We start from the raw sequence: 26,859 nt of genomic DNA, 5'->3' as shown, positions 1-26,859 counted from the left end.
GGACGTGATGCGACGCCCGCCTCGGCCTCCCGAGGCGGGCGTCGTCGTGTCCAGGGGCCGCCCTAGGCGACCGGTTCGACCGCCTGGGTGAACAGCACGCCGCCGTCGAGGTCCTTCAGGGACACCGTCATGACCTCGGTCTCGGCGTCGATGTCGACCTCGCCGAAGAACTGGTAGCCCTCGGCCGGCGACGTGTTGGCCGCCGGGGGCGCCTGCACGAAGACCGCCTCGGGCCCGAAGGTCGCGTCGAGCCGGTTGGGCCCGAAGCCGCCGGCGTTGAGCGGCCCGGACACGAACTCCCAGAACGGGTCGAAGTCCTGGAACACGGCCCGGTCGGGGCTGTAGTGGTGGGCGGCGGTGTAGTGCACGTCCGCGGTGAGCCACACCATGTTCCGCACCTGCTCGCGCTTGCAGTGCGCGAGGAGGTCCGCGATCTCGGTCTCGCGGCCCATCGGCGCGGCGCCGGTGCCTTCGGCGATGCCCTCCCAGGCCCCGGCCCCGTCGCCGACGAGCAGGCCGATGGGCAGGTCCGCGGCGATCACCTTCCACGTGGCCTTGGAGCGGCGCAGTTCGCGCTTGAGCCAGGCGAGCTGGCGCTCGCCGAGGACGTGGCCCCTGGCGCCGTCCGCGTCCGGGTTGGGGCTCTTGAAGGTCCGCATGTCGAGCACGAACAGGTCCATCAGCGGCCCGTAGGCGATCTTGCGGTAGATCCGGCCGTCGGGTTCGGGCCCGAAGCCACCGGGCGTGTACTCGGCGAAGGCCTGCCGGGCGCGCGCGGCGAGCACGTCGACGCGCTTCTCGGTGTACTGCGGCAGGTCGAGGATCTCGCCGGGGTACCAGTTGTTGACGACCTCGTGGTCGTCCCACTGGTTCACCATCGGCACCCGCGCCAGGTACGCCCGCAGGTTCTCGTCGAGCAGGTTGTACTTGAACTGGCCGCGGTACTCGTCGAGGGTCTCGGCGACCTTCAGCTTCTCGTCCACGAGGGTGTTCCTCCACGTGGTGCCGTCCGGCAGGGCCACGGTCTCGACGAGCGGCCCGTCGGCGTACACGAAGTCGCCCGAGCAGAGGAAGAAGTCCGGCTCGGCGTCGGCCATGGCCTGGAAGATCCGGTAGCCGCCGACGTCGGGGTTGATGCCCCAGCCCTGCCCGGCGAGGTCGCCCGACCACTGGAAGCGGAGGTCCTTCGGCTCGGTCGCGGCGGTGGTGAACGAGCCTTCGAGCGCCTCGGAGCGGCGCTCGCCCTCGGCGCGGATCCGGTAGTGGTACTGCGAGCCCGGGCGCAGGCCCTTGAGCCGCACCTTGCCGGTGAAGTCGGTGGCCTCGGTGAGCGCCGGGCCCTTGATGCGGCGGGCGTGCTTGAAGTCCGGACGCGTCGCGAGCTCCACGACCATGTCGGCGCCGCGGTCGGCGCGCGTCCACAGGATCGCGCCGCGGTCGGTGACGTCACCGGACTGGACGCCGTGGGTCAACTGGGGACGGGAAGCGGCGTACGAGATCCCGGGGGTGCCGAGCAGGACCGCGCCGCCCGCTCCGGCGGCCAGCAGCCTTCTTCGACCAATCTGCACTGTTCTCTCCAAAACCATGAGGATCGATGAACAGCACTCACCTTCCCAGTCCCGGTCGACACGGGGATGACCCGAGGGTGAACAGCGCGCCCCGCTCTCCGGTCGGCTTTCGCCGTGGTGTTGCCGGAGAGCGGGGCGCTCCCCCTGGGTTGCAGGTCTGGCTCCGGTCAGGCGGTGATCCTCCATTCGCCGACCGTGCGGTACTCGGAGTCGGCGAGTTCCGCTCTGTCACCCCGTTCCAGGGCGTAGTGCTGCAGATTCCCCGCCCAGTAGCGCAGGATCCGGCCGAGTTCGGTCTCGCGCCGCTCCGGATCGATCTGGTCGAGGTCCACCTCGAGCGTGAATTTCATGGTCGGGCGTCCTTTCGCGGTCAGGCGCCGATGCGCGGGAAGGGCTTGGTGGAGAAGACGACTTCGACGGGGACCTCGAAGTACTCGGCGATCTTCAGCGCCAGGTGCAGGCTGGGCGAGTACTCGCCGCGTTCGAGGTAGCCGACGGTCTGGTAGTGGACTCCGAGGGCGTCGGCCAGCTGCCGCCGCGAGATGCCGCGCTCGGCGCGCAGCACCGCGATCCGGTTGTAGACGACGTCGTCGGCCATCGGGCCCTACCCCCAGTTCTGCTCGACGAGCTTGCGGCGGGCCGCCATGGTGGACCCGGACTCGCGCCTGGCCATGCGGCTCAACAACTTCGGCGCGATCGTCATCGACGCGACCGCCCAGGCCGCGAGTACGAGGAACATCGTAAGGGTCCGCCAGTCCTCGCCGATCTCCACCGCCACCGCGGCGTCCGGCAGGAGCGCGTGCCGCATCCCCAGGCCGAGCCAGTAGGTCGGGAAGGCCTGCCCGATCGCCTGGAGCCAGCCGGGCAGGGCGGTGATCGGGTAGAAGATCCCCGAGATCGCGATCAGCGCCATGAACGGCATCATGACCAGGCCCATGTTCCGCGGGTTGTCGATGAGCGCGCCGAGGACGGCGCCCATGGGCATGGTCGCGGCCAGCCCCAGCACGAGCACGGTGACGAACATGAGCCACCGGTCGGGCGAGTCGAACTCGAGGCCGTCGAAGAAGAGCAGGCCGACGACCATGAGCACCGCGACGCTGAACGCGGTGAAGAGCGCGAGCGACCCGATGTGGCCGACGAGGTAGCCGGTCATGCCGCCGGGCATCGACTTGGCGCGCAGGAGCGTGCCGTTGGTGCGGTCCAGGATGAGGATGCCGAGGAGCCCGAGGACGCCGCTCCAGACGATCATCATGCCGATCAGGCTCGGCATGTTCATCGAGCCGAGCGAGACCGGTGCGCCGTCGACCTCGACGCCGCGCAGGAACAGCATGACGGTGACGGCGATGGCGAGCGGGAACAGGGTGCCCATGATGTCGGACGGCGTGGTCAGCGAGACCTTCAGTTCGATGAGCGCCCGCTTCAGTCCGGTACGGTACGCATGGATCGTGGGATTCACCGGGTCACCTCCTGGAACTGGTCGACGGCGGCGTCGGCCTCGCCGGCCTCGAACTGCTCGACGAGGGTCAGGTACGCCTCTTCGAGGCTCGCGCGGTGGATCTCCAGGTCGCTGACCGCCCCCTCGTCGGTGGCGAGGAGCTTGCGGGCGAACGCGGTCGCGTCGTCGGTCGCGTGGACCTGGAGCCGGCCGTCCTGGATCCACTTGACCTCGGCGGTGGTGGCGGCGGCGCGCGCCAGCGCGTCCGGTGACCCGTCGGCGATGATGCGGCCCCCGGCGAGGATGAGGATCCGCTCGGCGAGCTTCTCGGCCTCGTCGAGGTCGTGGGTCGTGAGCAGGATCGTGGTGCCCTCGATGTCGGCGAGCCGGTGGATGAGCTCGTGGAACTCGCGGCGGGCGTGCGGGTCGAAGCCGGTGGTCGGCTCGTCGAGGAACAGCAGGTCGGGTTTGCCGACGATGCCGGCGGCGACGTCGAGGCGGCGCCGCTGGCCTCCGGAGAGGGTCCCGATGCGCTGCCCCGCCTGTTCGCGGAGGCCGACGAGTTCGAGCAGGTCGTCCGCGTTCCACGGTTCGGCGTACGGGCGGTAGTACTCGGCGAAGTGGGCGAGCAGCTCGTGCACGCGCCACTTGTGGTTGTCGCGCCATTCCTGGAGGACGATGCCCATCCGGGCGCGCCAGCGTTCGTCGCCGTGCGCGGGGTCGGCGCCGAGGACGGTGACGTCGCCGCTGCTGCGGGCGCGGAAGCCTTCGAGGATCTCGACCGTGGTGGTCTTGCCGGCGCCGTTGGGTCCGAGGAGGGCGGTGACCGTGCCGGCCTCGACGGTGAGTTCGACGCCGTTGAGGACGTCCTTGTCGCCGTAGCGCATCCGCAGGTCGGATACGGCGATCGCGGGCCCGGCGGCGGTCGGGGGGTGTCCCATGATCAGCTCCATCATAGAAGTCCGTTGGTTGATAGCACTCATACTACATATCGTCGGAGACCTCTGCCAACCCGTATAAGGAAGGGGGCCGCCGATCATGGGATCGACGGCCCCCTCAGTGCGAAGAGTGGAGTCTTATGTCCGCCGTTTCTCGCCCGAGCGGGCGAGCACGCGCTGGAGGAGGATGAACGCGAGCAGCAGGATGCCCATGACGATCCGCGCCCACCACGAGGACAGGTTCCCCTGGAAGGCGATGAGCGTGTTGAGCATCCCCCAGACCATGACGCCCGCGACGGTGCCCAGGACGAACCCGGCCCCGCCGGTCAGCAGCGTCCCGCCGATGACCACGGCGGCGATCGCGTCGAGTTCGGCCCCGACGTTCGCGAGCGGGTTGGCGCTCTTGGTCGCGAACGCGGCCAGGATCCCCGCGAGGGCGGCGCAGAACCCGCTGACGGCGTAGACGCCGATCTTGGTGCGCGCCACCGGGAGTCCCATGAGCAGCGCGGACTGCTCCGAGCCGCCGACGGCGTAGACGCCGCGCCCGAACCGGGTGTAGTGCAGGACCACGAACGCGATGATCACCACCGCGAAGGCCACGAACGACAGGTACGGCAGCCAGAAGCCGCCGTCGCGGACGTTCCCGAAGTCGACGTGCGTCATGCCCCACTGGAAGAACTCGATCTCCCGCATGGACACGTCGGTGTCGGAGATCTGGAGGGTGAGGCCCCGGAACAGGAACAGGCCCACCAGGGTCGCGATGAACGGCTGCACGTCGAAGTAGTGGATGACCGCGCCGATGAGCAGGCCCCAGGCCGTCCCGAAGGCGAGCACGAGGACCAGCGCCACGGGCGCGGCGATGCCGGCCTCGACGGTGAGCCAGGCGCAGGCCATCGTCGAGAACGCCATCACCGAGCCGACGGACAGGTCGATGCCGCCCGAGAGGATCACGAACGTCATGCCGACGGCGATGACCAGCAGCGGGGCGTTGTCGATGAACAGCTTGGCGACGACCTGCGGGTTGTCGAAGTTCGGGTAGTTCGCGACCCCGCCGAGGTAGAGCGCGATGAGGAGCGCGACGGTCGCGCTGATCGGGATGTACCGGGTGAGGCCGTCGAACAGCGTCGAGCGCGACGGGCGCTCGGTCAGCTGATGGGTGCTCATTTCGCCAGGACCTCCTCGGCGGGCGCGGGCTCGGGCGCCGGGGCGTCCGGTTGCCGCTTGAAGGGCTTGAGGATCCAGCCGCGGAACTCGGGGCTCTGGAGCAGCGCGACGACGAAGACCACGATGGCCTTGGCGGTGAACTGCCACTGGCTGGAGAGGCCGACGTTGATGATGGTGTCGTCGAGCGTCCCGATGATCATGACGCCGATCGCGGTGCCCAGCAGGAAGAACCGGCCGCCGAGCAGTGCCGTGCCGCCGATGACGACGGCGAGGATCGCGTCGAGCTCGATCCACAGGCCGCCGTTGTTGGCGTCGGCGCTGCCGAGGTTGGCCGCGCCGATGAGCCCGGCCAGGCCCGCGCACAGCGAGCACACCAGGTACACCAGGACGGTGATGCCCTTGGAGCGGATGCCCGCAAGGCGGCTGGCCTCGGGGTTCCCGCCGACCGATTCGAGCAGCATCCCCAGGGCGGTCTTGCGGGTGAGCAGCGCGATCGCGATGAGCATGAGCGCCGCGATCCAGATCGGCAGCGGGACGGCGAGGAAGGACCCGCGCCCGAGCTCGGTGAACGGGCTCGCGTCCTGGACCTTCGGGATCTGGCCCCCGGTGATGAGCTGGGCGATGCCGCGCCCGGCGATCATGAGGATGAGCGTGGCGACGATCGGCTGGACGCCGAAGTAGGCGACCATGACGCCGTTCCAGGCGCCGATGACGGCGGTGACCACGAGCGCCAGGGCGACGGCGCCGAAGACGAGCCCGAGGGCGGTCTGGTCGGGCGCCTCGATGATCATCTGGCAGGCGATGGCCGCGCCGATGGCGTAGACCGCGCCGACGGACAGGTCGATGCCCTTGGTGGCGATGACGAGGGTCATGCCGAGCGCGATGAGCAGCAGCGGCGCCGAGCGGCGCAGGATGTTGACGAACGCGCCGCCGAGGCGGCCGTCGTTGACCGTGGGGATGATGAAGTCGATGCCGGTGGCGGCGATGTTGACGACGATGAGCGCCACGAGGATGATCACCGGCCACATCAGGCGCTTCGCATAGGTGTTCACGAGGCCCGCCCTCCCGACACGATGGCGTCCACGCGCATCAGGCGCTTTGCGTGTCGATTCATGCTTCACGCCCTCCCGAGACGATGGTGTCCACGATGCGTTCGGTGGTCATGTCGGCCTCGGATTCGAGCACGGCGACGAGTTCCCGGTCGCGCAGGACCGCGATCCGGTCGGACAGGCGGGTGACCTCGTCGAGTTCGGCGGAGACGAACAGGACGGCCATCCCGTCGGAGGAGAGTTCGGCGACGAGGCGCTGGATGTCGGCCTTCGCACCGACGTCGATGCCGCGCGTGGGCTCGTCGAGGATGAGGAGCTTGGGTTCGATGAGCATCCAGCGGGCCAGGAGCACCTTCTGCTGGTTGCCGCCGGAGAGGTTCTTGACGGGCATGTCGGGGTCGCCGGGGCGGATGTCGAGCTTCTCGATGAACTCGGCGACGAGCTTGTCGCGGCGGGCGACCGGGATGGACCGGGCCCAGCCGCGCGAGGCCTGCATCGCGAGGATCATGTTCTCGGCGACGCTGAGGTCGCCCACGAGCCCTTCGGTCTTGCGGTTCTCGGGGCAGAACGCGATGCCGCGCGCCGAGGCGGTGCGCGGGTTGTGCCCGTTCACGGCCTTGCCGTCGAAGCGGAGCTTCCCGGAGTCGGCGCGGTCGGCGCCGGCGATGAGCCGGACGGTCTCGGTGCGGCCCGAGCCGAGGAGCCCGGCCAGGCCGACGACCTCGCCGCGGCGCACGCGCAGGTCGTACGGGGCGATGGAGCCTCGGCGGCCCAGGCCCGTGACCTCCATGAGCGGTTCCTCCTCCGCGGCGTGGTGCGCGGCGGCGGTCCGCTCGATCTGCTCCAGCGTGGCGGCCTCGCGGCCGAGCATGTGCCCGATGAGCTCGCTCTCGGGCAGTTCCGCGGTGGTCCACTCGCCGACGAGCTGCCCGTTGCGCAGCACGGTCATCCGGTCGGCGATGTCGTAGACCTGGTCGAGGAAGTGGGAGATGAACACCATCGCGGTGCCCTTGGCGGCCAGGCGGCGCATGACGCCGAGGAGGACGTTCACCTCGTCGCGGTCGAGCGAGGAGGTCGGCTCGTCGAGGATGAGCACCTTCGCCTCGATGTCGACGGCGCGGCTGATCGCGACGAGCTGCTGCATGGCGATCGAGTAGGACGAGAGCGGCGCCGCGACGTTGAGCTCGATGCCGATGTCGTCCAGGAGCGCCTTCGCCTTGCGGCGCATGGCCCGGAAGTTGATGAACGGCCCGAGGCGCGGTTCGCGCCCGGCGAAGAGGTTCTCGGCGACCGACAGGTTGTCGGTCAGGTTGACCTCCTGGTAGACGGTGGAGATGCCGGCGGCCTGGGCTGCGCCCGGGCTGTGGAACCGGACCGGTCTCCCGTCGAGGCGGATCTCGCCGGCGTCCGGGGTGTGGACGCCCGTCAGGACCTTGATCAGCGTGGACTTCCCGGCGCCGTTCTCCCCCATCACGGCGTGGATCTCTCCAGGCCTGAGGGTGAAGTCCACGCCGTCGAGGGCGCGGACACCGGTGAAGTCCTTCCTGATCCCGGTCATCTGGACGATCGGGTCGTCAGACATGGGATTCGACCTTCGTTGTGGTGCACCTGAAGCGGTGCGGCGGCTCGGGGGTCGGCACGGTCCGGGCGGGCCGCGGGGCCCGCCCGGACGCGATGCGTTCGCGGACTAGAACTGGCGGTTCGGGAGCTCGGCCTCGAACTGCGTCGAGTCGAAGACGCCCTCCTCGACCGGGGTGAACTTCTCCATCGACTCGCCGTTGGCGACGTCGACGACGACGTCCATCAGCTGCTCGCCGAAGACGGGGTTGCACTCGACGATGTAGTTGAGCTTGCCGTCGACACCGGCCTGGAAGCCGGCCTTGGAGCCGTCGACGATGATGATCTGGATGTCCTCACCGGGCTTGAAGCCGGCCTCTTCGATCGCCTGGATCGCGCCGAGGCCCATCTCGTCGTTGTGGGCGTACAGCAGGTCGATGCCCTCGAGACCGTGGGTCGTGATGAAGGTCTCCATGACCGCCTTGCCCTCTTCGGCGGTGAAGTTGCCGGACTGGGAGTCGACCAGCTCGTAGTTCAGGCCCTCGGCGTCGAGCACCTCGAAGAACCCGGACTTGCGGTCATTGGCGGGAGCGGAGCCGGTGGTGCCCTGGAGCTCGAGGATCCGGGTGCCGTCGGGGTCGTCGGCGAACGTCTCGACCGCCCACGCGCCGGCCTTGCGGCCCTCCTCGGCGAAGTCCGAACCCAGGCGGGTGACGTAGAGGTCCTCGTCGGCGGCCTCGACGCCGCGGTCGGCCAGCACCACCGGAATGCCGGCGTCTTCGGCCTCCTGCAGCACGTCGGTCCAGCCGGTCTCGACCACCGGTGCCAGGACGATGACGTCGACCTGCTGGGTGATGAAGTTGCGGATCGCCTCGATCTGCTTCTCCTGCTCCTGCTGGCCGTCGACGAACTTGAGCTCGGCGATGCGGTCGTCGGCCTCGGCGGCCGACTTCACGGATTCGGAGTTGGCGGTGCGCCAAGCGGATTCGGCGCCGACCTGGGCGAAGCCGACGACCAGGCCGTCGCCGGACCCGCCGTCGCCGCTGTCGTCACCGCCGCCGCACGCGGTGAGACCGAGGAGGAGTGCGCCGGCACCGACGCCGGCGAGTACTTGCTTGAACACGGTAGGGGCGCCTTTCAGAGAACGGATTGCGAGGGTTTTCGATATTTGCGTGAACGCATGTTACCGGTCATATCCTCGCCTGTGTTACCGGTCTCGTCAAGCTGAAACCCCCCCGTAAGGCCGTAACGATTTCACAACGCGCCGGTTACGGCCCAGCTTGGCAAGCGGTTCACCCCTGGGAGCCGCGCGGCTGCCACAGGACGTCGCCGCCCGGGTTCGCCCGCCGCGCGAGCACGAACAGCAGATCCGAGAGCCGGTTCAAGTAGGTCACCGGGACCGCGTGCGTCGTGTCGGGCTCGGCGTCCAGCAGCGCCCACACCGACCGCTCGGCCCGGCGCGCCACCGTGCACGCCTGGTGCAGCAGCGCCGCCCCCGGCGTCCCGCCGCGCAGGATGAACGACCGCAGCGATTCCAGGTCCGCGTTGCACTCGTCGATCCAGCCCTCGAGCCGGGTCACATAGGATTCGTCGATGCGCAGCGGCGGGTACTTCGGGTCCTCCGCGACGGGCGTGGAGAGGTCCGCGCCCACATCGAACAGATCGTTCTGGACGGACAGGAGGATCTCCCGCTCCCGGTCCCCGATCTCCCCCGCGTGCAGCGCGAGCGCCGAGCCGATGACCGCGTTGGTCTCGTCGACGTCGCCGTAGGCCGCGAGCCTGACATGCGTCTTGGGGACGCGCGAGAAGTCGGCGAGCCCGGTCGTGCCGTCGTCGCCCGTCTTCGTGTAGATCCTGGTGAGATTGACCGTCATGCCTCTGACCATATAGCCATTCCGGCGCCCGATCGAGCGCCGCGGCCCCGAAACTGCCGGCCGGATTCGTGTCCGATTGACCGCCGCGACCCCGAAGATATAGCCTCCCTCCATGACTACAGTCGCGGTAATCGGTTCGGGACTCATGGGATCCGGAATCGCGCAGGTCACAAGCCTGGGCGGTTCGGAGGTCACGTTGATCGACACGGACGCGGGCGCGCTGGAGCGCGCGCAGGCGGCCATCAGGAATTCGCTCGACCGCTTCGTCGCCAAGGAGCAGGTCACCGGCGAGGAGGCCGAGGCCGCGCAGGAGCGCATCACCGTCTCCACCGACCTGGCGTCGGCGGCCGGGGCCTCGATCGCCGTGGAGGCGGTCTTCGAGCGCCTCCCGGTGAAGCAGGAGGTCTTCCGGAGGCTCAGCGAGATCTGCGCCCCCGAGACCGTCCTCGCGACGAACACCTCGGCCATCCCGATCACGGAGATCGCCGCCGCCGCGACCCATCCCGAGCGGGTGGTCGGCACGCACTTCTTCTCGCCGGTGCCGATGATGCGCCTGTGCGAACTCGTCCGCGGCCTCCACACCAGCGACGAGGCCCTCGACACGGCCCGCCGGTTCGCCGAGGCCGCGGGCAAGACCTGCGTGGTCGTCAACCGCGACGTGGCCGGGTTCGCGACCACACGCCTGATCTGCGCGTTCGTCAACGAGGCGGCCCGTCTCGTGGAGGACGGCGTGATCTCGGCCGAGGACCTCGACACGGCGTGCCGGCTCGGCTTCGGCCACCCGATGGGCCCGCTCGCCACGGCCGACCTCACCGGCATCGACGTCATCACGCACGCGACCGAGAACATCTACGAGGACACGGCCGACCCGAAGTTCTTCCCGCCCGCGCTGCTGCGCCGCCTCGTCGCGGCGGGCGAGATCGGCCGCAAGAGCGGCAAGGGGTTCTTCGACTACTCCTGAACGACCGCGGCGAGTCGTCCACAGGGTGTGGACGAACGACGACGGCGCGGGCCGAGGCCCGCGCCGTTCGCGGCGTCCTACTTCGCGGCGAGCGTCGCCCGCGCCGGGGCGAGGACCTTCTCGCCCGCGCTGGTCACGGTCATCGCCAGTTCGACCGAGTGCTCGTCGAGGTTGCGCACCTTGGCTTCGACCTCGACGGTGGTGCCCCCCGCCGCCGGCACGATCACGGGCTTGGCGAAGCGGGCGGAGAAGTCGGTGAGCCGCGCGTCGATCCCGGAGTCGGCGGCCCATTCGAGGACGGCGCGGGAGACGAGACCCATCGTGTACATGCCGTGGGCGATCACGTCCGGGAGCCCGGCGGCCTTCGCGGCGGCCTCGTCCTGGTGGATCGGGTTGTGGTCCCCGGAGGCGTCGGCGTAGGCGACGAGGTCCGCGCGTGTGACGGGGTAGGACGCGGTGAAGACGGTCTCGCCGACGGCGAGGTCGCGGAGGCTCATGCGGCCGCTCCGGGCGCCGCCACGAACAGGGTGGTCCACACCTCGGCGGCGACGCCGTCGCCGTCACGGACGTCCGTGTGCAGGCCGAGGAGGTCGTTCCCGGCGACGGTCTTGATCGACTCGATGGTCACGGCGCACGACACGGCGGCGCCCGCCCGCAGCTCACGGTGGTACGCGAAGCGCTGGTCACGGTGCAGGACGCGGCTCCAGTCGAGCCCGAAGTCGGGGTCGTCGATGAGCCGCTCCGCCGCGGGCAGCGTGAGCGAGATCAAATAGGTAGGCGGAACGGTCCCGTCGTCGGGCAGGCCGAGGGCCTGGGCGAAACGGGTCACCGACGCGGCGGTGATCGTCACCGGTTCGGTGGTCGGCAAGGACCGGCCCACATACGAAGCGTTGAGCATGTGCCGGGAAGGAAGGTCTAGCGGGTCTCTTTGTGGACCTGCGAGGCCTTGCACTTCGGGCAGTACTTCTTGAGCTCGAGCCGGTCGGGGTGGTTCCGCCGGTTCTTCTTCGTGATGTAGTTGCGCTCCTTGCACTCCACGCACGCCATGGTGATCTTGGGGCGGACGTCAGTAGCCTTGGCCACGATGAGTGCCTTCCTCTAACGCGGTCCGCCGTGAAGCGGACCGTTCCTTGAACAGAACAAAGCGTCGACCAGCATATCTCGGTGGTCGACGCTGTAGAAAAGTAGCGATGGGCAGGATCGAACTGCCGACACAACGATTATGAGTCGTTTGCTCTACCACTGAGCTACACCGCCGTGCGCTCACTGCCACCATATGGCACTGCGTGAGCAGCAAACCTCTGTGAGCAGTACCGCACTCCGAGATGCTCCGCGGAGTGCTACCGAGCCCCAATACGGAATCGAACCGTAGACCTTCTCCTTACCATGGAGACGCTCTGCCGACTGAGCTATTGGGGCGATCGCACGGTGTCCCGCGCGGCCTTGACAAGAGTACATGATGAGCCGCTCGCCGGCTAAGCGGGGCCGGTCTTGCGGTGCGGGCCACAGCGGTCGGCTCAGACCGCCCGCAGGCGGGCCTGACCGCGGCCGCCGCCCCGGTTGTCGAGCCAGGCCGCGAAGCGGTCGGCCGGCAGCGGACGCGAGAAGTAGTAGCCCTGACCGGCCTCGCAGTGCAGCTCGCGCAGCTGCTCGACGGTCTGGTGCGCCTCGATGCCCTCGGCGACCACGTCGATCGCGAAGTGCCGGGCCAGCCCCAGCACCGCCTCCACGATCGCGCGGTCGTCGTCGTCGGTGGCCATGCCCTGCACGAACCGCAGGTCGATCTTGATCTCCTGGACCGGGAGCCGCCGCAGGTACGCCAGCGAGGAGTACCCGGTGCCGAAGTCGTCCACCGACAGGCGCACGCCCATCTCGTGGAGCCGGTCGAGCGCCGGAGTGAGACGCGGCTCACCCGAGACGACGTCGTCCTCGGTGATCTCGAACGTCAGCCGCTCCGCCGGGACCCCGTGCCGCTCCAGGAGCGCGGCCACCTTGTCCGGGAAGTCCGCGTCCGCGAGCGTGCGCGGCGACAGGTTCACCGCCATCGGCAGCGGCCCGTCCTCCCCGGCCCATTCGGCCGAGCGCCGCAGCGCCTCGTCCAAGACCAGCTCGGTGAGCTGGCCGAGCTGGCCGGTGGACCCGGCGATCGGGATGAACTCCTCGGGCGCGATGAGACCGAACGTCGGGTGGGGCCAGCGCACGAGGGCCTCCGCGCCGATGAGGGCGCCGGGCTCGCCCAGGGCCCGGTCGAGGCGGACCTTCGGCTGGAAGTGCACTTCGAGCTGCCGGCGCTCGAGGGCCCGGCGCAGGTCCGCCGCGAGGCCAATGCGCCGCAGGCTCTCCGACTCCAGCCCCGAGTGGTACAGCTGCACGCCGTCGGCGGCGTTCTTCGCCTGCCGGGTCGCCGAGTCGGCGCGCTTGAGCAGCTCGTCGGCGTCGGCGGCGAAGTCGGGGTGCGTGACCACGCCGACGGCCGCCGAGAGGCTCACGGCGATGCCGCCGACCTCGAACGGCCCCTGCAGGGAGGCGCGCAGGCGGCGGGCGGTCTCGACGGCCGCGTCCGTGGACGCGAGGCGGGTCTGGAGGATGAACTCGTCGGAGTCGATGCGGCCGATGAAGGACGCGGGGGGCGCGTGCGCCTTGAGCCGCTTCGCGAACTCCTGCAGCGCGGTGTCCCCGGCCTCGTGGCCGAGGGCGTCGTTGATCTCGTGAAGCGAGTCCACATCGAACATGAGGACGGCGACGACCTCGCCGGAGACGGTGATCGACAGGGCCTCCTGGAGCGCCGCGAGGGAGCGGCGGCGGCTCGGGAGTCCGGTGAGCGGGTCGTGGTAGGCGTCGTAGCGGAGCTGGTCGAGCAGCCGCTCGTTCTGGACGGCGATGCCGACGTTCGCGGCGATGGTCTCCAGCAGCTGGAGGTCCACGGGCACGAAGTGCGAGAGTTCGCCGCCGATGCGGTCGGCGACCGACAGGCACCCGTACACCTCGTCGCCCGAGCGCAGCGGCACGAGCATCGCGCCGCGCAGCCCGGCGGCCTCGAGGGCCTCCTTCTGCGCGCGCGTGCCGTTCTTGGGGCTCAAGAGGACTCCGACTCCCGATTCCATGACCCCGCGCTGGAGGACGTCCGGGACCGGGTCGAGGTCGGTGAGCCCGGTGTCGTCGAGTGTGGAGGTCAGGCGGATCTCGGGGTAGCGCCCGGCCTTGGGCACCCAGACCGTGGCCGACTCGGCCGAGAGGATGTCCCGCAGGCGTCCGAGCATCGCGTCGATGAGCCGCTTGGACCGCACCGAGTCCACGACGAGCTGCGTGAAGTCGTTGAGCTCGCGCAGGACGTGGCGCTGGCGCCGCAGCGCCATGTAGCTGCGCGCCAGGTACACGAGGGCGACGACGACGAAGCCGATGAGGAGGACCGACCACAGTGTGGCGTCGAGGAGGAGGACGAAGATCACGCCGACGCAGGCGGCCAGGACGGGGCCGACCATGGTGACGAAGAAGGCGATCCACGCTTTGGCGACGCTGTCCCAACCGGAGAGCGAGTACAGCAGCGCCGAGATGAGGACGGTGGTGACCACGCCCGTGGTGACGATCGCGCCGACGAGCACGAGCCAGGTCGCGGGTTCGTCGAGCCCGCCGAGGCCGATGACCTGCACGAAGATGACGGCGACGGCGGTGCCGCTGGTGGTGAGCCCGACGTTGAACAGCGGCTTGAGCACGCCGATGTCCTCGCGCAGATAGCGGCCCATGTAGAAGAACATGGAGACGAGGCATCGGGCGGCGATGACCCAGAACGGGTCGAGGTACACCAGTGCGACGACCAGCGGGATGTCGGTGAGGTTGAAGGAGATCCGCAGATTGCGGGCGTGGTGCTGGATGAGGAGGGTCTGCGAGACGCCGAACGCCGCGATGAGCAGCGCGAATTCGATGACCGGGAACCCGCTCGGCGGGCCGAACCAGACGAGCGCGCCGGCGCCGAAGGAGAGGACCAGACCGGTGATGATCCACGGCAGTACGCGGAACACAGTGGGATACCGCGTCCTCATCACCGGTGCGCCCCTATCGAAGTGCCGCCGAGGCGGCGGTGGTCAGGCGACTTCGCCCGAGCTGGTGGGCGCCTTGGCGACTTCGCCGGAGCTCACCGGAGCGTTGGCGACTTCACCGGAGCTGCCACCCAGGGCGTTGGCGACTTCACCCGAACTGGCGGGCGCCATGGCGACTTCACCGGAACTCGCCGGAGCGGCGGCGACTTCACCGGAGCTGCCGCCGAGTGCCCTGGCGACTTCACCGGAGCTGGCGGTGGCCGCGGTGGCGGCTCCAGCGATCAGGCCCAGCGCGATGAGGCCCACGGCGATGGCGGCGCCGAGCTTCTTGAACAGTCTGGCGGGTTTCACGAGGCCTCCCGTGAGGTGTGGGTAAGTGCTGTCAAGGGGACCAGATGAGCCAATGGTGCCACAGTCCGCTCGCCATGGGGAAGGCTTGCGACCGTGATTCTCGGGCCCTTTCCGGTTCAGCCGTACGGGTGAGTACGACTCACCCACCATTCTCGCCGATGCACCGCGGACGGTCGATGACGGGTCGGAGGTTCACGGCCCGCACAGGAGCGGACTCGTAAGTTAGGCTCGCCTTAGTATCGACGACGATCGCTGTTCGATGAGGAAGGCGCATATGACCGCTCACACCGCCGCCGCGAACGGCCCGTCCGGCACCGCGACACCCTTCTCGAAGCGGATCCGGGAGGCCTCCTGGGCCCGTCACCAGGGACTGGACCCGTCGGCCGGGGAGTCGGCCGACCGGACGCCGGGCGTGTTCGACCGGCTCTTCGACGGGTCGCTGCGTCTCGACGACTACACGCGCTGGCACGGCCAGCAGTATTTCGTCTACGAGGCCCTCGAAGCCGCGGGCGAGCGGTTCGCCGACGATCCGGTGGCCGGACCGTTCGTATTCACTGAATTGTCCCGTATGCACACCCTCGAAGCGGACCTGCGATTCCTCATGGGACCGAAGTGGCGCTCGGGCATCGAACCACTCCCGGCGACCCGGGCCTACGTGGACCGGATCGACGACGCCTGCGCCGAGTGGCCGGGCGGCTACATCGCCCACGCTTACACGCGCTACCTCGGCGACCTCTCCGGCGGGCAGGCATTCGGCGAGGCGGCGCGGCGGCACTACGGCTTCGACGGCGCGGGGGCGTCCTTCTACGACTTCCAGGACATCAAGAGCCCCAAGGCGTTCAAGGAGGAGTACCGCGCCCGGCTCGACGCGGCGGACCTCTCCGAGGCCGACCGGGACCGGATCGTCGAGGAGGTCCTGGTGGCCTACGACCACAACGGCGCGGTGCTCGCGGCGCTGTCCGCGGTCCTGGGGACGAACCCCTTCTCCCCCGCCGTGATCGCCGCGGTCTGCCACCACATGAACACCGACCACGCGGCCGACACGCTCGTGATCTGCCGAGGCGCGGGCGGCCGGCCCGAAGCCGACGCCGCCCGCATGACCGGCTTCGACGGCGAGGGCGCCGACTTCGCCGCCGCCGTGGACGGCGCCGAGGTCCCGGTCCGCATCGCCTGGGCCGCACCGCTGTCCGAGCGCGCCGAAGTCCGCCCGGAGATCGTGCGGCTCTTCACCGAGTCGAAGGGGCTCCTCGAGCGCGGCTGACCACTACCTTCCCGATTTGTCCTGATTGGCGCGACACGCCGGGCGGTGACGAATCTCGCGCGCCCGGCCTCCGCGGCGCTACCGTGTCCCGGTTGCCACGCTCACGAACGGCCCCCGAAACCCGCCGCGCCGCGGCCCGGTCCCCGGGCGCCGCCGATGAGCGCCGCCACGGGCCCGGCGAGTCGTCGACTCGCGGGCGTCGTCAAGGGGGAGCATGCTTTGTCAGACACCGGACCGGTAGCCGCCCGCACGATCAAGCGGCACGCCGCCCGGCCGCACCGCACGAGGGGCCAGCACCGCGCCTCGTGGGCCGCCGAACTCGCCCCGCTGCTGGCGGGGACGCAACGCCGGTACACCGCCGTGGTGGGATCGGCCGTCGCCGGCGCGTCCGTCGTCGCCATGGCGGCGGGCACCGGCCTCCCGTCGGAGGAGCGGGACGCCGAGGTGTCCCGTGCGGTGGCCGACATCGCCGCGCTCGCCGCCGAATCCGGCGCCGCCGAGGAGCAGGAGACCCCGCCCGCCCCGGCAGCGAACGCGACCGCGAGCGCCACCGCCGACGCCGCCGCCCCCGCTCCCGCGGGCGAGGAGACGACTCGGGTCGAGCGGACCTCGCCGGTCACCGTGCAGGACGCGCAGATCACGTGGACGCCGATGCTCGACCAGATCACCATCACGTCCCTGTTCGGGCAGCGCTGGGGCCGCAACCACAACGGGGTCGACTTCGACGCCGCGACCGGCGACCCGGTGTACGCCGCCTATCCGGGCACGATCGTGCACGCCGGGTGGGAGACGGGCTTCGGGAACCTCGTCGTCATCGACCACGGCGACGGCGTCGAGACGTACTACGCCCACAACTCCGAGATCCTCGTCGGCGAAGGGGACTGGGTGGACGCGGGCGGCCGGATCGCGAACGCCGGGAACACCGGGCGCTCCTTCGGCTCCCACGTCCACTTCGAAATCCACGTGGACGGCCGCCCGGTCGAGCCCCTCGGCTATCTCGCCGAAGCGGGACTCGACCTGCGCTAGAGCTTCGTCACCGGCGCCAGCCTGAGGATCACCCATTTGGGTTCGCCGTCGCCGAAGTCGATGCGGGCCTGGGCCCTCGGACCGGACCCCTTCAGCTCGACCACGCGCCCGAGGCCCCACTTGTCGTGCGTGACCCGGTCCCCCACGTCCAGCGACGGGATGTCCGCGGCGCTCCGCATGACGATCGGCTGCCCGAACGCCGGGGCCTTCGACTTCACGACCCGCTGCGGCGGGGCGGACTCGCTCCACTCGATGAGGTCCCCGGGGATCTCGGCGAGGAACCGGCTCGCGGCGTAGTACTCGGGCTGCCCGAAGATGTTCCGGGTCCCCGCCCGCGTCAGGTGCAGGTGCTTGCGCGCGCGCGTGAGGCCGACGTACGCGAGCCGCCGCTCCTCTTCGAGGTCGCCGGGCTTGTTCATGGACCGCTCGTGCGGGAACAGCCCGTCGTCGAGCCCGGTGAGGAACACCGTGTCGAACTCCAGGCCCTTCGCGGTGTGCAGGGTCATGAGCGTGACGACCCCGCCTTCCTCGGCCTCGGGGTCGGGGATCGAGTCGGCGTCGGACACGAGCGCGACGTGCTCCAGGAACGACGGCACGTCCGCGGTCAGGTCCGCTTCGTCGTCGTCGACGGTGCCGCGCACGACCTGCTCGGTGAACTCGTGCGCGACCGCGACCAGCTCCTGCAGGTTCTCCACGCGCCCTTCGTCCCGCGGGTCGCTGGACTGCTCGAGCCCCTCGAGGTACCCGGTGTCGGCGATGAGCTTGTCGAGGACCTCCTCGGGCGGCGCGGTGCGCGCCAGTGCCGTCGCGGCGTCGACGATCTCGCAGAACCGCTTGATGCCGGTGCGGGCGCGGCCCGAGACGCCCGGGGCCTCGTCCACGCGGTGCAGCGCCGCCGGGAACGAGATCCGCAGCCGCGCCGCGAGCGCCTCGACCTCCGCGACGGCCCGGTCGCCGACGCCCCGCTTGGGCACGTTGACCACGCGCATCGCCGAGACCGTGTCGTCCGGGTTCGCGGTGAGCTTGAGGTAGGCGAGCATGTCGCGGACCTCTTTGCGCTCGTAGAAGCGCACGCCGCCGACCACTTTGTACGGGATGCCGCGGCGCACGAACACCTCCTCGAACGCACGGGACTGGGCGTTGGTGCGGTAGAAGATCGCGGTGTCGCCGAAGCTCGTCTCCTTCGCGTCCACGAGTTCGTCGATGCGGGCGGCGACCCACGCGGCCTCGTCGTGCTCGTTGTCGCCGGTGTGCCCGAGGATGCGCCCGCCGGGGCCCTCGTCGCTCCACAGCCGCTTCTCGCGGCCGCGTTCGGTGTTGTTGCGGATGACCCCGTTGGCGGCGTCGAGGATCGTCTGCGTGGAGCGGTAGTTCTGCTCCAGGAGGATCGTCTTCGCGTCCGGGAAGTCCCGCTCGAACTCGATGATGTTGCGGATGGTCGCGCCGCGGAAGGCGTAGATCGACTGGTCGGCGTCCCCGACCACGCACAGCTCGGCCTTGTCGTCGCCGGTGCCCACGAGTTCGCGCACGAGCGTGTACTGGGCGTGGTTGGTGTCCTGGTACTCGTCGACCATGACGTGCCGGAACCGCATCCGGTAGGACTTGGCGACCTCCGGGAAGCTGCGGAACAGGTGCACGGTGGCGCCGATGATGTCGTCGAAGTCGACCGCCTGGGCCAGGCGGAGGCGCTCATCGTACTGCGCGTAGACGTCGGCCACGAGTTGCGCGCGGGCGTCGTCGGCCGCGGCGGCGGCCTGGTCCGGGCCGATGAGCTCGTTCTTGAGCCGGGAGATCTCGGCGGCCAGCCAGCGCGGGGAGTGCTTCTTGGAGTCGAGGCCGAGGTCCTTGACGATCTGGGCCAGGAGCCGTCGGGCGTCGTCGGTGTCGTAGATGGTGAAGCTGGGCTTCCAACCGAGCCGGTGCGCCTCGCGGCGCAGGATCCGCAGACACGCGGAGTGGAAGGTGAGGACCCACATGGCGCGCGACCGCGGCCCGACGAGGCCGTCGACGCGCTCGCGCATCTCGGCGGCGGCCTTGTTGGTGAAGGTGATGGCGAGGATCTCGCCGGGGTGGACGCCGCGCTCGGCCAGGAGGTAGGCGATGCGGTGGGTGAGGACGCGGGTCTTGCCCGAGCCCGCGCCCGCGACGATGAGCAGCGGGGACCCGGCGTGCTCGACGGCTTGGCGTTGCGGTTCGTTGAGGCCGGTCAGAAGGTCGTTCATCGGGAACAATTATGCCCCGATCCCCCGACGCGGCCGGAACCGCAACGGACGCGGGCGCGGTCCGGCCTCAAGGGGCCGTCCGAGTGGAGCACCGGCAGCGGTCGTGAGGAGCGAGGACTCCGAGCGGAGCGATGCTCGCGACGGGCGAGCCGCAGCCCGGTTCCGCTCGCGGACGGCCCGCCCGGGCTACAGCGGACCTCGACCGGACCTGAGGACGAGCATCGCTATCTGGACGCCGTCGTCGCCGAGGGCGGCGCGGTACTTCTCCAGGATGGCGCGCTCGCGGTCGAGCACGAGGCGAGTGCCGCCGTTGGCCATGCGGATCTCGCCGACGCGCTTGGACACCTGGGCGCGGCGCTGCCACAGGCGGATGATCTCGGCGTCGAGTTCGTCGATTTCACTGCGCAGGTCTTTGAGTTCGTCGGGAACTACTTCGATGCTGGCGGTCATCAGGGCTTCTCCTTGGAGCGATGCGGATCGAGATCCGGGCGGGTGAGCCCTGGACGTGCAAAAAGCCCCGGGCTGTTCGCCCGGGGCTGTAGGTCTGAGTTCAGCGCGACCTACGGCTCGGACGTTCCGTGCCGTAGAAAAAGTAAAATCGCGCGCTCTGAGTCACGCCGCAAGTATGCCACACGCCCGCCGGTCGGACCAGCGGGCGTGTGGCGGTTATCGCAGTGTTCGCCTGGTGTTAAGCGTCCGAGCCCCAGTCGGCGCGGGCAGCGCGGCGGCGCATGAGCACCATCGCGCCGACACCGGCGAGCAGGACGGCGGCGCCGACGGAGGCGACGGTGGTCAGGCTGGCACCGGTGACGGGCAGCTGCGGCTTCGGGGACTCGCTGGCCGGGGGGACCTCTTCGACGGCGATCTCGAACTCGACCTCGGCGGCGTACTCCGAGGTGTACTCCTCGGCGAGGATGAGGCGCTGGCCTTCGACGTCGGCGCCCTCGGCGTCGACGGGGACGAAGGTGCGGCCGGCGGGGGTGGTCCAGGTGATCGAGTCGGTCGTCAGCGTGACCGAGCCGGACTTGGCCTCGTCGAACTCGACGTAGAAGGTCTGGCCGTCGGTGAAGGAGGAGACCTCCTCGCCGTTCTCGTCGACGATGGAGGCGCCCTCGGGCTGCGAGAAGCTCAGCGCGTCGAAGTTGGTGGCGACGGTGAAGGGGCCGACGAGGGCGCCTTCGGTGGTGGCCTCGGCGTCGTCGATCTCGAAGTAGGGCTCGAAGTCGGGCTCGTCGACGGGCTCGGACTCGGTGATCAGGTATTCCCGGATCGTGTTGACGGCCGTGTCGACGCCGGCTTCGCCTTCGGTGGCGTCAGCGGCGTTGGCCTTCCAGCCGTCGGTGAGCGACCAGATGGCGGCCTGGGTGCCGGCGTAGGCGACCTGGTCCTGCGTGAACGGGTCGATGTCCTCGCCGGAGACGCCGGCGGCTTCGATGAGTTCGGCGGCGTTGGTGCCGTCGAAGCCGTTGACGAGGACGCCGAGCACCTTCGGGAGCTGCTCGACGGGGACGTCCTCCCACGGACGCTCCTCGTGGGCGAGGTCCTCCTCGAGGTCGACGTGGATCTGGATGCAGTAGACGGTGCGGGTCTCCCCGTCGCCGAGGTCCAGGCCGATCATCGTGGCCTCGAGGCTCTTGCTCTCGCCGTTCAGCCAGATGCCGGGCTCGAGGACGACGCCGCCCGTCGCTGCGATGCTCGGGCCTTCTTCTTCCTGCGCTTGGGCGCCGGCGACGCCGGTGAGGCTGAGCGCGACGCCCGCGGCGGCCGCGAGCGTCCCTTTCAGGGCTTTGGTCATCATTGGTAGCAGTCCCTTTGCTGTTCCGAGGGATAGACGCAGTCTTGGCGGTGATTGCGAGTCATAAATCAGTACAGACTCTGCATGCGACACGTTAGCGGCACCCTGCCGGTTGCATTCGGGGGGCGGAATTCGCGGACCAGGGTTTCGCCTGCACGGCAAGGGAAACGGCGCGACTCGAATGAGCCGCGCCACTGTAACGATTCGGTATCGGCCGATCGATGCGCGCCGGGGGTGACGGCCGTCGGCCCGAGTGACCAGAGTGGCCGGGACCGGAGGGGATCGCCGCCTCCGGTCCCGGCCGCACCATGCGCCGGGCCTTGCGATGAGCCGCGGGAGCGCGCCCGGGTCCGGACCGTTCGACGTGGTCCGGAACGCTCCTGCGGCAGCGGGCGGCCGACATCGGCCTGCGACCGCCCGCGTCCTTCAGGTCTTAGTGCTCGATCGCCTTGCGGCGCTTGCCGAGGGCGACCACGGTCATGCCGCCGACGAGCAGGGCCAGGCCTGCGGCGAAGGCGACGCTGAGGCTGGAGCCGGTGCTCGGGAGCTTGGCGCCGCCGGCCTCGGAGGGCCGCTCGCTCGGCGGGGCGTCGAGGGCGAAGCGCCATTCGGCGGGGACCTCGCCTGCGCGCGGCTGGGCGAGGATGAGCTTCTGGGACTCGCCGGACTTGACGGGGTTCGCCGCGTCGCCGGTGAGCGACTCGTCGGTGGTGGCCAGGAAGACCCGGCCCACCGGGAGGTCGTAGGCGGCGGTGCCGGAGACGGTGATCTCCGTGGTGCCCTCGTCGAGGACGATCCAGAAGCGCTCGCCGTCATCGAGGCTCGCGGCGGGGTCGCCGCCGTCGGTCTCCAGGCGTCCGCCGTCGGCGGTCAGCTCGACCGGCCCGGCGTTGGAGCGGATCGTGTACGGCCCGAAGCGTCCGTCCTCGTAGGCCGCGGACTCCTCCCCTTCGAGGTCCACGGTGAACTCCGAGGGGTCGGGCACGCGCCCGGTGTCCTCGGTGAGGTGCTCGTAGACGGCGAGCACGGCCTCGTCCTCGCCGTTGTTGCCGCCCTTGACGGGGTTGTCCGCGAGCAGGGCCCAGTCGTCGGTGAAGTGCCAGACGGCGGCCTGCGTGCCCGCGTAGGCGACCTGGGCGACCTCGGCGTCGGTCCAGTCCGGGTTCACCTCGCCGCCCGAGGCCTCGACGAGTTCCTCGGCGCCGACGTTCGGGAAGCCGTTGAACAGGACCCAGCGGACCTGCTCGAGGTTCGCGACTCCGGACTCCTCCCAGTCGCCTTCGGCGTAGGGGCTCTCGAAGTCGAGCGGGGTCTCGATGTCGATGCAGTAGACGACGAGCGTCTCCTCGGAGCCGTGCGGTTGGAGGCCGAGGACGTTGGCCCACGCGTCGAACCGCTCTCCGTCGAGCTTCCCGCGCAGCTCCAGGCCCGGCGTGGTGACCGCGTCGCCGGTGACCGGCTCGGGCTCCTCGGCGTGGGCGGGGGCGCCCGCGAATACGGCGGCCAGCGCGGCCGCGGCCGCGAGCGGAGTGCGGATCGTCTTGAGTCTCATCGTGTTTCGGTCCTCCTGGGAGCGGACGTGAGGTGTGCGGAGTCTGATGTGGGGCGCCGGCGTTCCCTGACATGAGGGGAAACGAGGGGACCCTCGGGGGCGGCGCGGGCACTCGGCCGAACGATGCGCAGAACCCTCCGAAAGTACGATCCCAAACCAGGGCAAGAACGGCGTCTCACCCCAGCGGCAACACGCGAGCGCGGCCCGGGCCGTCCCGCGCGGCGCTCTATAGTCGGGGTTATGCCGATCTCGAAAGCCGCCGCTCGCGGCATCACCGACGAATTCGCTCGCCGGAGGGGCCCCAAGAGCGGCCTGGTCGTCGGCGCGACCTGGGGCAACCCCGTCCTGACGGCCGCGCTGGAAGCGCTCATGCCCGCCGACCGGCTCACCGTCGTCGCGGACCCCGTATCCATTGAGGACTTGCGCGCTTCGCTTGCCGCCGAAGGCTCCTGGACCGCCGGGAACGTCACGGCCGTCGCCTCGCTCGCCGAGGCCGGACCGGCCGAGGAGGTCATGCTCGCCTCGCCGGTGACCGTGGAGGCCGAGGCCTTCATCGACGACATCGCGCTGCTGCGCGAGAAGGTGTCACCGGGCGGGGTGCTCTCGTTCGCGGCGACGCTGACCGCGCCGGCGCGCGAGGAGATCGCGGAGCTCGTCGCCGAGTACGGCATCGGCACCGACCTCATCGTCCGGTCGCTGCCGCCGGTGCGCATCCACCGGCTCCGGATCGGCTCGGCGTCCGAACGCGAGGGCCGGGCGCGCGCGATCGCCGCCGCCGAGGACCTGGCCCCCGCGTGGCGGGCCTCCTCGGTGGCCGTGACGCCGCGCCTCCACCTCGACTCCAACGGCGTCATCGCCGCCGGGCTGCTGCTCGGGACCGCTTGGGCCGCGAAGCGGATCCGGCCCTCGTCGAAAGCGTGGGCGCTGCCCGCGCTCGCGGCCGCGCCGGTGGCCGCGTTCTTCCGCGACCCGCAGCGCGAGGCCGACCTGCGCGGCGAGGACGACGAGCCCGAATCGGTGCTCGCCGCCTCCGACGGGCGGATCATGGCGGTCGAGACGGTCGTGGACGAGCGCTTCGGCGCCGCCACCGGCACCGCCGGGTCCGAGTGGCTGCGGATCGCCGCGTACCTGTCGCTCACCGACGTCCACATCAACCGCGCCCCGGTCGCGGGCGAGGTCGTGGACGTGTTCACCGAGCGCGGCGGCTACGCGAAGGCCTCGACGCCCGAAGGGGAGCACAACGTGGCCTGCTACACGGTGGTGTCGACGCCGCGCGGGCGCGTCGTGGTCGCTCAGCGCACGGGGATGATCCTGCGCCGCATCGTGAACCGCACCAAGCCGGGCGCGGCCCTCGCCAAGGGGGAACGCTACGGGCTCATCAGGTTCGGCTCCCGCACCGACGTGTACCTGCCGGCGGGGGCCGCCGAGGCCGTGGTCGAACCCGGCCAGACGATCCGCGCGGGCGAGACCGTCGTCGCCCGGTGGATATAGCGGGCCGCACGAGACCCGGAGGTCGGGCCGCTCGCGCTCAGGCCTGCGCCGCGAGGTTCTTCAGGTCCACGACCTGGAGGGCGTCTTCGACGGCCGCCGAGAGCGGCAGGTCGTCGAGGGCGGCGGCGTCCCACCAGCGCGATTCGCTGGTGGAGCCGCCCGCGGCCTCGACCACGACCGCGGCCGACGGGTCCGGGACGGTGGCCGAGTAGATCGCGCGCACCCCGTGCCAGTCGAGCGGGTACCCCTCGGGGCCGATCGCGCGGCGGTGCCGGAACGACGTGACGTTGAGCAGGTCGCCGACCAGGGCCTCCTGGCCGGTCTCCTCGTAGATCTCGCGGGCGACGGCCGCGCGCGGCGACTCCCCGAAGTCGACCCCGCCGCCGGGCAGGTGCCAGGTGCCGCCGCCGGGGTAGCCCTCGGCGATCCGGGCGAGCAGGATCCGTCCCGCGCCGTCGGCGACGACGCCGTACGCGCCGAAGCGCTGGCCGCGGCGCCGGCGGCCTTTCTTGGCCTTCGTGGGCGGGACGGGCCGGGCCTCCTGCGGGGCCTTGTCGACGCGCCCGGCGAGCCGGTCGTCGGCGAGCCCGAGGCACGCGGAGACGAACGGCGAATGGGATTCGGCCGCGGCCCGGGCCGGGTCGACCCACTCCGCGGCCTCGTGCTCGGCGAAGTCCGCCTCGGGGCCGCTGACGACCTCGGCGGCGTAGACGATGGCGTTGGTGTGGACGCCGCGTCTGGCGACGGCGACCGCTTCGAGCGGCGCGCCGACGGCGACCTCGTAGCCGGTGTGCTCGCCGACCAGTCGCCCGGCGGCCCGTTTCGGGGGCTCGCCGTGGTCGATGAGGCCGCCCGGCAGATGCCACGGCCCCGCTTCACGTCCCGCGCGCTTCCTGCGTGTCAGCAGCACCCGGCCGTTCTCGTCACGGACCTCCCCGTACGCAGCTATCCGGTATTGCATCCCTCAACTGTACGGCCTGATGACGGGGACTCGGCGACGCTTGCGAACGGTGAGCGGCCCGCTGCTACTCCCATTCGATCGTGCCCGGCGGCTTGCTGGTGACGTCGAGCACGACGCGGTTGACGTCGGCGACCTCGTTGGTGATGCGCGTGGAGATCTTCGCGAGCAGCTCGTAGGGCAGGCGCGACCAGTCGGCGGTCATGGCGTCCTCGGAGGAGACCGGGCGCAGCACGATCGGGTGCCCGTAGGTGCGACCGTCGCCCTGGACGCCGACGGAGCGGACGTCCGCGAGCAGGACCACCGGGAACTGCCACACCGAGCGGTCCAGGCCCGCGGCGGTCAGCTCGGCGCGGGCGATCGCGTCCGCGGCCTTGAGCAGGTCGAGCCGTTCCCGGGTGACCTCGCCGACGATGCGGATGCCCAGGCCGGGGCCGGGGAACGGGTGGCGCCACACCATCGCCTCGGGCAGGCCCAGTTCGAGGCCGATCGCGCGGACCTCGTCCTTGAAGAGGGTCCGCAGCGGCTCGATGAGGTCGAACTGGAGGTCGTCGGGGAGGCCGCCCACGTTGTGGTGGCTCTTGATGTTCGCGGTGCCGGTGCCGCCGCCGGACTCGACGACGTCCGGGTACAGCGTGCCCTGGACGAGGAAGTCGATGCCCTGCTCCTCGGCGATCTCGCGCGCGGCCGCCTCGAAGGTCCGGATGAACTCCCGGCCGATGATCTTGCGCTTCTCCTCGGGGTCCGAGACGCCCTTGAGCGCGGTGAGGAACTGCTCCGAGGCGTCCACGGTGCGCACGTCGATGCCGGTGAGCTGCGCGTAGTCCTTCTCGACCTGCTCGGCCTCGCCCGCGCGCAGCAGGCCGTGGTCGACGAACACGCACGTGAGCTGGTCGCCGACGGCCCGGTGGACGAGCGCCGCCGCCACCGAGGAGTCCACGCCGCCCGAGAGCGCGCACAGGACCCGCCGGTCGCCGACCTGCTCACGGATCACCGCGATCTGCTCGTCGATGATCGCCGCGTTCGTCCAGTTCGGCTTGATCCCGGCGATGTCGTGCAGGAAGTGGCGGATCACGGCCTGGCCGTGCGGGGTGTGCGCCACCTCGGGGTGGTATTGGACACCGGCGAGGCGCGATTCGAGGTTCTCGAACGCGGCCACGGGCGCGCCCGCGGTGCGGGCGACGACCTGGAAGCCGTCGGGGGCCTCGGTCACCGAGTCGCCGTGGCTCATCCACACCGACTGGTGGCCGGGCAGGCCGTCGAGCAGCTTCGACGCGCACACCACGTCCATCTCGGTCCCGCCGTACTCGGACACGCCCGTCTTCGCGACGGTGCCGCCGAGCGCGCTCGCCATGGCCTGGAAGCCGTAGCAGATGCCGAGCACCGGGACGCCGGCCTGGAACAGCGCCGGGTCGACCTGGGGGGCGCCTTCGGCGTACACGCTCGAAGGACCGCCCGAGAGGATGATCGCGGCCGGATCCTTGGCGAGCATCTCGCCCGCGGGCATCGAGGAGGGCACGATCTCCGAATAGACGTGGGCCTCGCGGACGCGCCGAGCGATGAGCTGCGCGTATTGGGCTCCGAAGTCGACCACCAGCACCGTTTGTCGCATGCCACCAG

General features: G+C 70.4%; 25 protein-coding genes and 2 tRNA genes. 4 read left to right on the top strand and 23 right to left on the bottom strand.

The window, feature by feature from the left end:
• Positions 1–62: 62 nt before the first annotated feature.
• The 10 genes from K3N28_RS11730 to K3N28_RS11685 all read right to left on the bottom strand — a co-directional run bounded on the left by K3N28_RS11730 (position 63) and on the right by K3N28_RS11685 (position 9,585).
• Positions 63–1,586 carry an alkaline phosphatase gene (locus K3N28_RS11730; protein ID WP_374209745.1) on the bottom strand — a complete coding sequence of 508 codons (1,524 nt, stop codon included), beginning with the start codon at positions 1,584–1,586 and terminating at the stop codon, positions 63–65.
• Between the two features lie 149 nt (positions 1,587–1,735).
• A complete protein-coding gene (locus tag K3N28_RS11725) occupies positions 1,736–1,918 on the bottom strand; it encodes a hypothetical protein (RefSeq protein WP_228092711.1) in 183 nt (60 codons plus the stop codon).
• Positions 1,919–1,938: 20 nt separating this feature from the next.
• On the bottom strand, positions 1,939–2,166 hold the full coding sequence (locus K3N28_RS11720) for a helix-turn-helix transcriptional regulator (protein WP_228092710.1): 228 nt from the start codon (positions 2,164–2,166) through the stop codon (positions 1,939–1,941).
• Positions 2,167–2,172: 6 nt separating this feature from the next.
• A complete protein-coding gene (locus K3N28_RS11715; RefSeq protein WP_228092709.1) occupies positions 2,173–3,024 on the bottom strand; it encodes an ABC transporter permease in 852 nt (283 codons plus the stop codon).
• On the bottom strand, positions 3,021–3,944 hold the full coding sequence (locus K3N28_RS11710; protein ID WP_228092708.1) for an ABC transporter ATP-binding protein: 924 nt from the start codon (positions 3,942–3,944) through the stop codon (positions 3,021–3,023). The genes K3N28_RS11715 and K3N28_RS11710 overlap by 4 nt, the downstream gene beginning before the upstream one ends.
• A 135-nt stretch (positions 3,945–4,079) precedes the next feature.
• Positions 4,080–5,105, bottom strand: coding sequence for a hypothetical protein (locus K3N28_RS11705; protein WP_228092707.1), 1,026 nt, complete (start codon positions 5,103–5,105; stop codon positions 4,080–4,082).
• Positions 5,102–6,157 carry an ABC transporter permease gene (locus K3N28_RS11700; protein WP_228092706.1) on the bottom strand — a complete coding sequence of 352 codons (1,056 nt, stop codon included), beginning with the start codon at positions 6,155–6,157 and terminating at the stop codon, positions 5,102–5,104. Before K3N28_RS11700 ends, K3N28_RS11705 begins: the two co-directional genes overlap by 4 nt.
• A 58-nt stretch (positions 6,158–6,215) precedes the next feature.
• Entirely contained in the window at positions 6,216–7,736 is a 1,521-nt protein-coding gene (locus K3N28_RS11695) for a sugar ABC transporter ATP-binding protein (RefSeq protein WP_228092705.1), read from the bottom strand.
• A gap of 105 nt (positions 7,737–7,841) precedes the next feature.
• Positions 7,842–8,834 (bottom strand): ABC transporter substrate-binding protein, encoded by a 993-nt coding sequence (locus tag K3N28_RS11690; RefSeq protein ID WP_228092704.1) that lies wholly within the window; start codon positions 8,832–8,834, stop codon positions 7,842–7,844.
• 169 nt (positions 8,835–9,003) lie between these two features.
• Positions 9,004–9,585, bottom strand: coding sequence for a cob(I)yrinic acid a,c-diamide adenosyltransferase (locus tag K3N28_RS11685; protein WP_228092703.1), 582 nt, complete (start codon positions 9,583–9,585; stop codon positions 9,004–9,006).
• Positions 9,586–9,697: 112 nt separating this feature from the next.
• Between K3N28_RS11685 and K3N28_RS11680 the strand changes: the two genes are divergently transcribed.
• Positions 9,698–10,546: a 3-hydroxyacyl-CoA dehydrogenase family protein gene (locus K3N28_RS11680; RefSeq protein ID WP_228092702.1), complete on the top strand. Its 849-nt coding sequence runs from the start codon at positions 9,698–9,700 to the stop codon at positions 10,544–10,546.
• A 77-nt stretch (positions 10,547–10,623) separates the two neighbouring features.
• Here the strand turns inward: K3N28_RS11680 and K3N28_RS11675 are convergent, their stop codons facing one another.
• The 7 genes from K3N28_RS11675 to K3N28_RS11645 form a co-directional block, all read right to left on the bottom strand.
• Positions 10,624–11,043, bottom strand: a complete 420-nt coding sequence (locus tag K3N28_RS11675) for a MaoC/PaaZ C-terminal domain-containing protein (RefSeq protein WP_228092701.1) — start codon at positions 11,041–11,043, stop codon at positions 10,624–10,626.
• Positions 11,040–11,444 (bottom strand): MaoC family dehydratase N-terminal domain-containing protein, encoded by a 405-nt coding sequence (locus K3N28_RS11670; protein WP_228092700.1) that lies wholly within the window; start codon positions 11,442–11,444, stop codon positions 11,040–11,042. Before K3N28_RS11670 ends, K3N28_RS11675 begins: the two co-directional genes overlap by 4 nt.
• A 17-nt stretch (positions 11,445–11,461) precedes the next feature.
• Positions 11,462–11,632: a 50S ribosomal protein L33 gene (rpmG, locus tag K3N28_RS11665; RefSeq protein WP_228092825.1), complete on the bottom strand. Its 171-nt coding sequence runs from the start codon at positions 11,630–11,632 to the stop codon at positions 11,462–11,464.
• A 99-nt stretch (positions 11,633–11,731) separates the two neighbouring features.
• Positions 11,732–11,803: transfer RNA gene (locus K3N28_RS11660), tRNA-Met, on the bottom strand.
• 89 nt (positions 11,804–11,892) lie between these two features.
• Positions 11,893–11,965: transfer RNA gene (locus K3N28_RS11655), tRNA-Thr, on the bottom strand.
• Positions 11,966–12,063: 98 nt separating this feature from the next.
• Positions 12,064–14,565, bottom strand: a complete 2,502-nt coding sequence (locus tag K3N28_RS11650) for a bifunctional diguanylate cyclase/phosphodiesterase (RefSeq protein WP_228092699.1) — start codon at positions 14,563–14,565, stop codon at positions 12,064–12,066.
• Positions 14,566–14,628: 63 nt separating this feature from the next.
• On the bottom strand, positions 14,629–14,934 hold the full coding sequence (locus K3N28_RS11645; RefSeq protein ID WP_228092698.1) for a hypothetical protein: 306 nt from the start codon (positions 14,932–14,934) through the stop codon (positions 14,629–14,631).
• Positions 14,935–15,208: 274 nt separating this feature from the next.
• On the opposite strand from K3N28_RS11645, the gene K3N28_RS11640 reads away from it, so the two are divergent.
• Both K3N28_RS11640 and K3N28_RS11635 read left to right on the top strand, forming a co-directional pair.
• Positions 15,209–16,195 carry a biliverdin-producing heme oxygenase gene (locus K3N28_RS11640; RefSeq protein WP_228092697.1) on the top strand — a complete coding sequence of 329 codons (987 nt, stop codon included), beginning with the start codon at positions 15,209–15,211 and terminating at the stop codon, positions 16,193–16,195.
• Positions 16,196–16,414: 219 nt separating this feature from the next.
• Positions 16,415–17,221 (top strand): M23 family metallopeptidase, encoded by an 807-nt coding sequence (locus tag K3N28_RS11635; RefSeq protein ID WP_228092696.1) that lies wholly within the window; start codon positions 16,415–16,417, stop codon positions 17,219–17,221.
• On the opposite strand, the gene pcrA is transcribed toward K3N28_RS11635, so the two are convergent.
• The 4 genes from pcrA to K3N28_RS11615 form a co-directional block, all read right to left on the bottom strand.
• A complete protein-coding gene (gene pcrA / locus K3N28_RS11630; protein ID WP_228092695.1) occupies positions 17,218–19,443 on the bottom strand; it encodes a DNA helicase PcrA in 2,226 nt (741 codons plus the stop codon). The genes K3N28_RS11635 and pcrA overlap by 4 nt on opposite strands.
• 186 nt (positions 19,444–19,629) lie before the next feature.
• Entirely contained in the window at positions 19,630–19,893 is a 264-nt protein-coding gene (locus K3N28_RS11625) for a chorismate mutase (protein WP_228092694.1), read from the bottom strand.
• A 238-nt stretch (positions 19,894–20,131) separates the two neighbouring features.
• Positions 20,132–21,241 carry a thioester domain-containing protein gene (locus K3N28_RS11620; protein ID WP_228092693.1) on the bottom strand — a complete coding sequence of 370 codons (1,110 nt, stop codon included), beginning with the start codon at positions 21,239–21,241 and terminating at the stop codon, positions 20,132–20,134.
• Between the two features lie 430 nt (positions 21,242–21,671).
• Positions 21,672–22,790: a Cys-Gln thioester bond-forming surface protein gene (locus K3N28_RS11615; protein ID WP_228092692.1), complete on the bottom strand. Its 1,119-nt coding sequence runs from the start codon at positions 22,788–22,790 to the stop codon at positions 21,672–21,674.
• A 240-nt stretch (positions 22,791–23,030) separates the two neighbouring features.
• On the opposite strand from K3N28_RS11615, the gene K3N28_RS11610 reads away from it, so the two are divergent.
• Positions 23,031–24,281, top strand: a complete 1,251-nt coding sequence (locus K3N28_RS11610) for a phosphatidylserine decarboxylase (RefSeq protein ID WP_228092691.1) — start codon at positions 23,031–23,033, stop codon at positions 24,279–24,281.
• A gap of 37 nt (positions 24,282–24,318) precedes the next feature.
• Here K3N28_RS11610 and K3N28_RS23350 read toward each other — a convergent pair whose 3' ends face one another.
• Together K3N28_RS23350 and guaA are read right to left on the bottom strand one after the other, a co-directional pair.
• On the bottom strand, positions 24,319–25,242 hold the full coding sequence (locus tag K3N28_RS23350; protein WP_304608716.1) for an NUDIX hydrolase: 924 nt from the start codon (positions 25,240–25,242) through the stop codon (positions 24,319–24,321).
• A gap of 64 nt (positions 25,243–25,306) precedes the next feature.
• Complete coding sequence (gene guaA / locus K3N28_RS11595) at positions 25,307–26,851, bottom strand: glutamine-hydrolyzing GMP synthase (RefSeq protein ID WP_228092690.1); 1,545 nt, start codon at positions 26,849–26,851, stop codon at positions 25,307–25,309.
• Between the last annotated feature and the right edge of the window lie 8 nt (positions 26,852–26,859).

This window comes from Glycomyces sp. TRM65418, assembly GCF_019710475.1.
Lineage (GTDB): Bacteria > Actinomycetota > Actinomycetes > Mycobacteriales > Micromonosporaceae > Glycomyces.
The sequence above is the reverse complement of the archived record's forward strand: the minus strand, read 5'-3'. Positions and strand labels throughout refer to the sequence as shown.

Bases quoted from the DNA above. Each gene is read 5' to 3' on its own strand.
- K3N28_RS11730 (WP_374209745.1), bottom strand. From the start codon at position 1,586: ATGGTTTTGGAGAGAACAGTGCAGATTGGTCGAAGAAGGCTGCTGGCC.
- K3N28_RS11725 (WP_228092711.1), bottom strand. From the start codon at position 1,918: ATGAAATTCACGCTCGAGGTGGACCTCGACCAGATCGATCCGGAGCGG.
- K3N28_RS11720 (WP_228092710.1), bottom strand. From the start codon at position 2,166: ATGGCCGACGACGTCGTCTACAACCGGATCGCGGTGCTGCGCGCCGAG.
- K3N28_RS11710 (WP_228092708.1), bottom strand. From the start codon at position 3,944: ATGGGACACCCCCCGACCGCCGCCGGGCCCGCGATCGCCGTATCCGAC.
- K3N28_RS11705 (WP_228092707.1), bottom strand. From the start codon at position 5,105: ATGAGCACCCATCAGCTGACCGAGCGCCCGTCGCGCTCGACGCTGTTC.
- K3N28_RS11695 (WP_228092705.1), bottom strand. From the start codon at position 7,736: ATGTCTGACGACCCGATCGTCCAGATGACCGGGATCAGGAAGGACTTC.
- K3N28_RS11685 (WP_228092703.1), bottom strand. From the start codon at position 9,585: ATGACGGTCAATCTCACCAGGATCTACACGAAGACGGGCGACGACGGC.
- K3N28_RS11680 (WP_228092702.1), top strand. From the start codon at position 9,698: ATGACTACAGTCGCGGTAATCGGTTCGGGACTCATGGGATCCGGAATC.
- K3N28_RS11675 (WP_228092701.1), bottom strand. From the start codon at position 11,043: ATGAGCCTCCGCGACCTCGCCGTCGGCGAGACCGTCTTCACCGCGTCC.
- K3N28_RS11670 (WP_228092700.1), bottom strand. From the start codon at position 11,444: ATGCTCAACGCTTCGTATGTGGGCCGGTCCTTGCCGACCACCGAACCG.
- K3N28_RS11640 (WP_228092697.1), top strand. From the start codon at position 15,209: ATGACCGCTCACACCGCCGCCGCGAACGGCCCGTCCGGCACCGCGACA.
- pcrA (WP_228092695.1), bottom strand. From the start codon at position 19,443: ATGAACGACCTTCTGACCGGCCTCAACGAACCGCAACGCCAAGCCGTC.
- K3N28_RS11625 (WP_228092694.1), bottom strand. From the start codon at position 19,893: ATGACCGCCAGCATCGAAGTAGTTCCCGACGAACTCAAAGACCTGCGC.
- K3N28_RS11620 (WP_228092693.1), bottom strand. From the start codon at position 21,241: ATGATGACCAAAGCCCTGAAAGGGACGCTCGCGGCCGCCGCGGGCGTC.
- K3N28_RS11615 (WP_228092692.1), bottom strand. From the start codon at position 22,790: ATGAGACTCAAGACGATCCGCACTCCGCTCGCGGCCGCGGCCGCGCTG.
- K3N28_RS11610 (WP_228092691.1), top strand. From the start codon at position 23,031: ATGCCGATCTCGAAAGCCGCCGCTCGCGGCATCACCGACGAATTCGCT.
- K3N28_RS23350 (WP_304608716.1), bottom strand. From the start codon at position 25,242: ATGCAATACCGGATAGCTGCGTACGGGGAGGTCCGTGACGAGAACGGC.
- guaA (WP_228092690.1), bottom strand. From the start codon at position 26,851: ATGCGACAAACGGTGCTGGTGGTCGACTTCGGAGCCCAATACGCGCAG.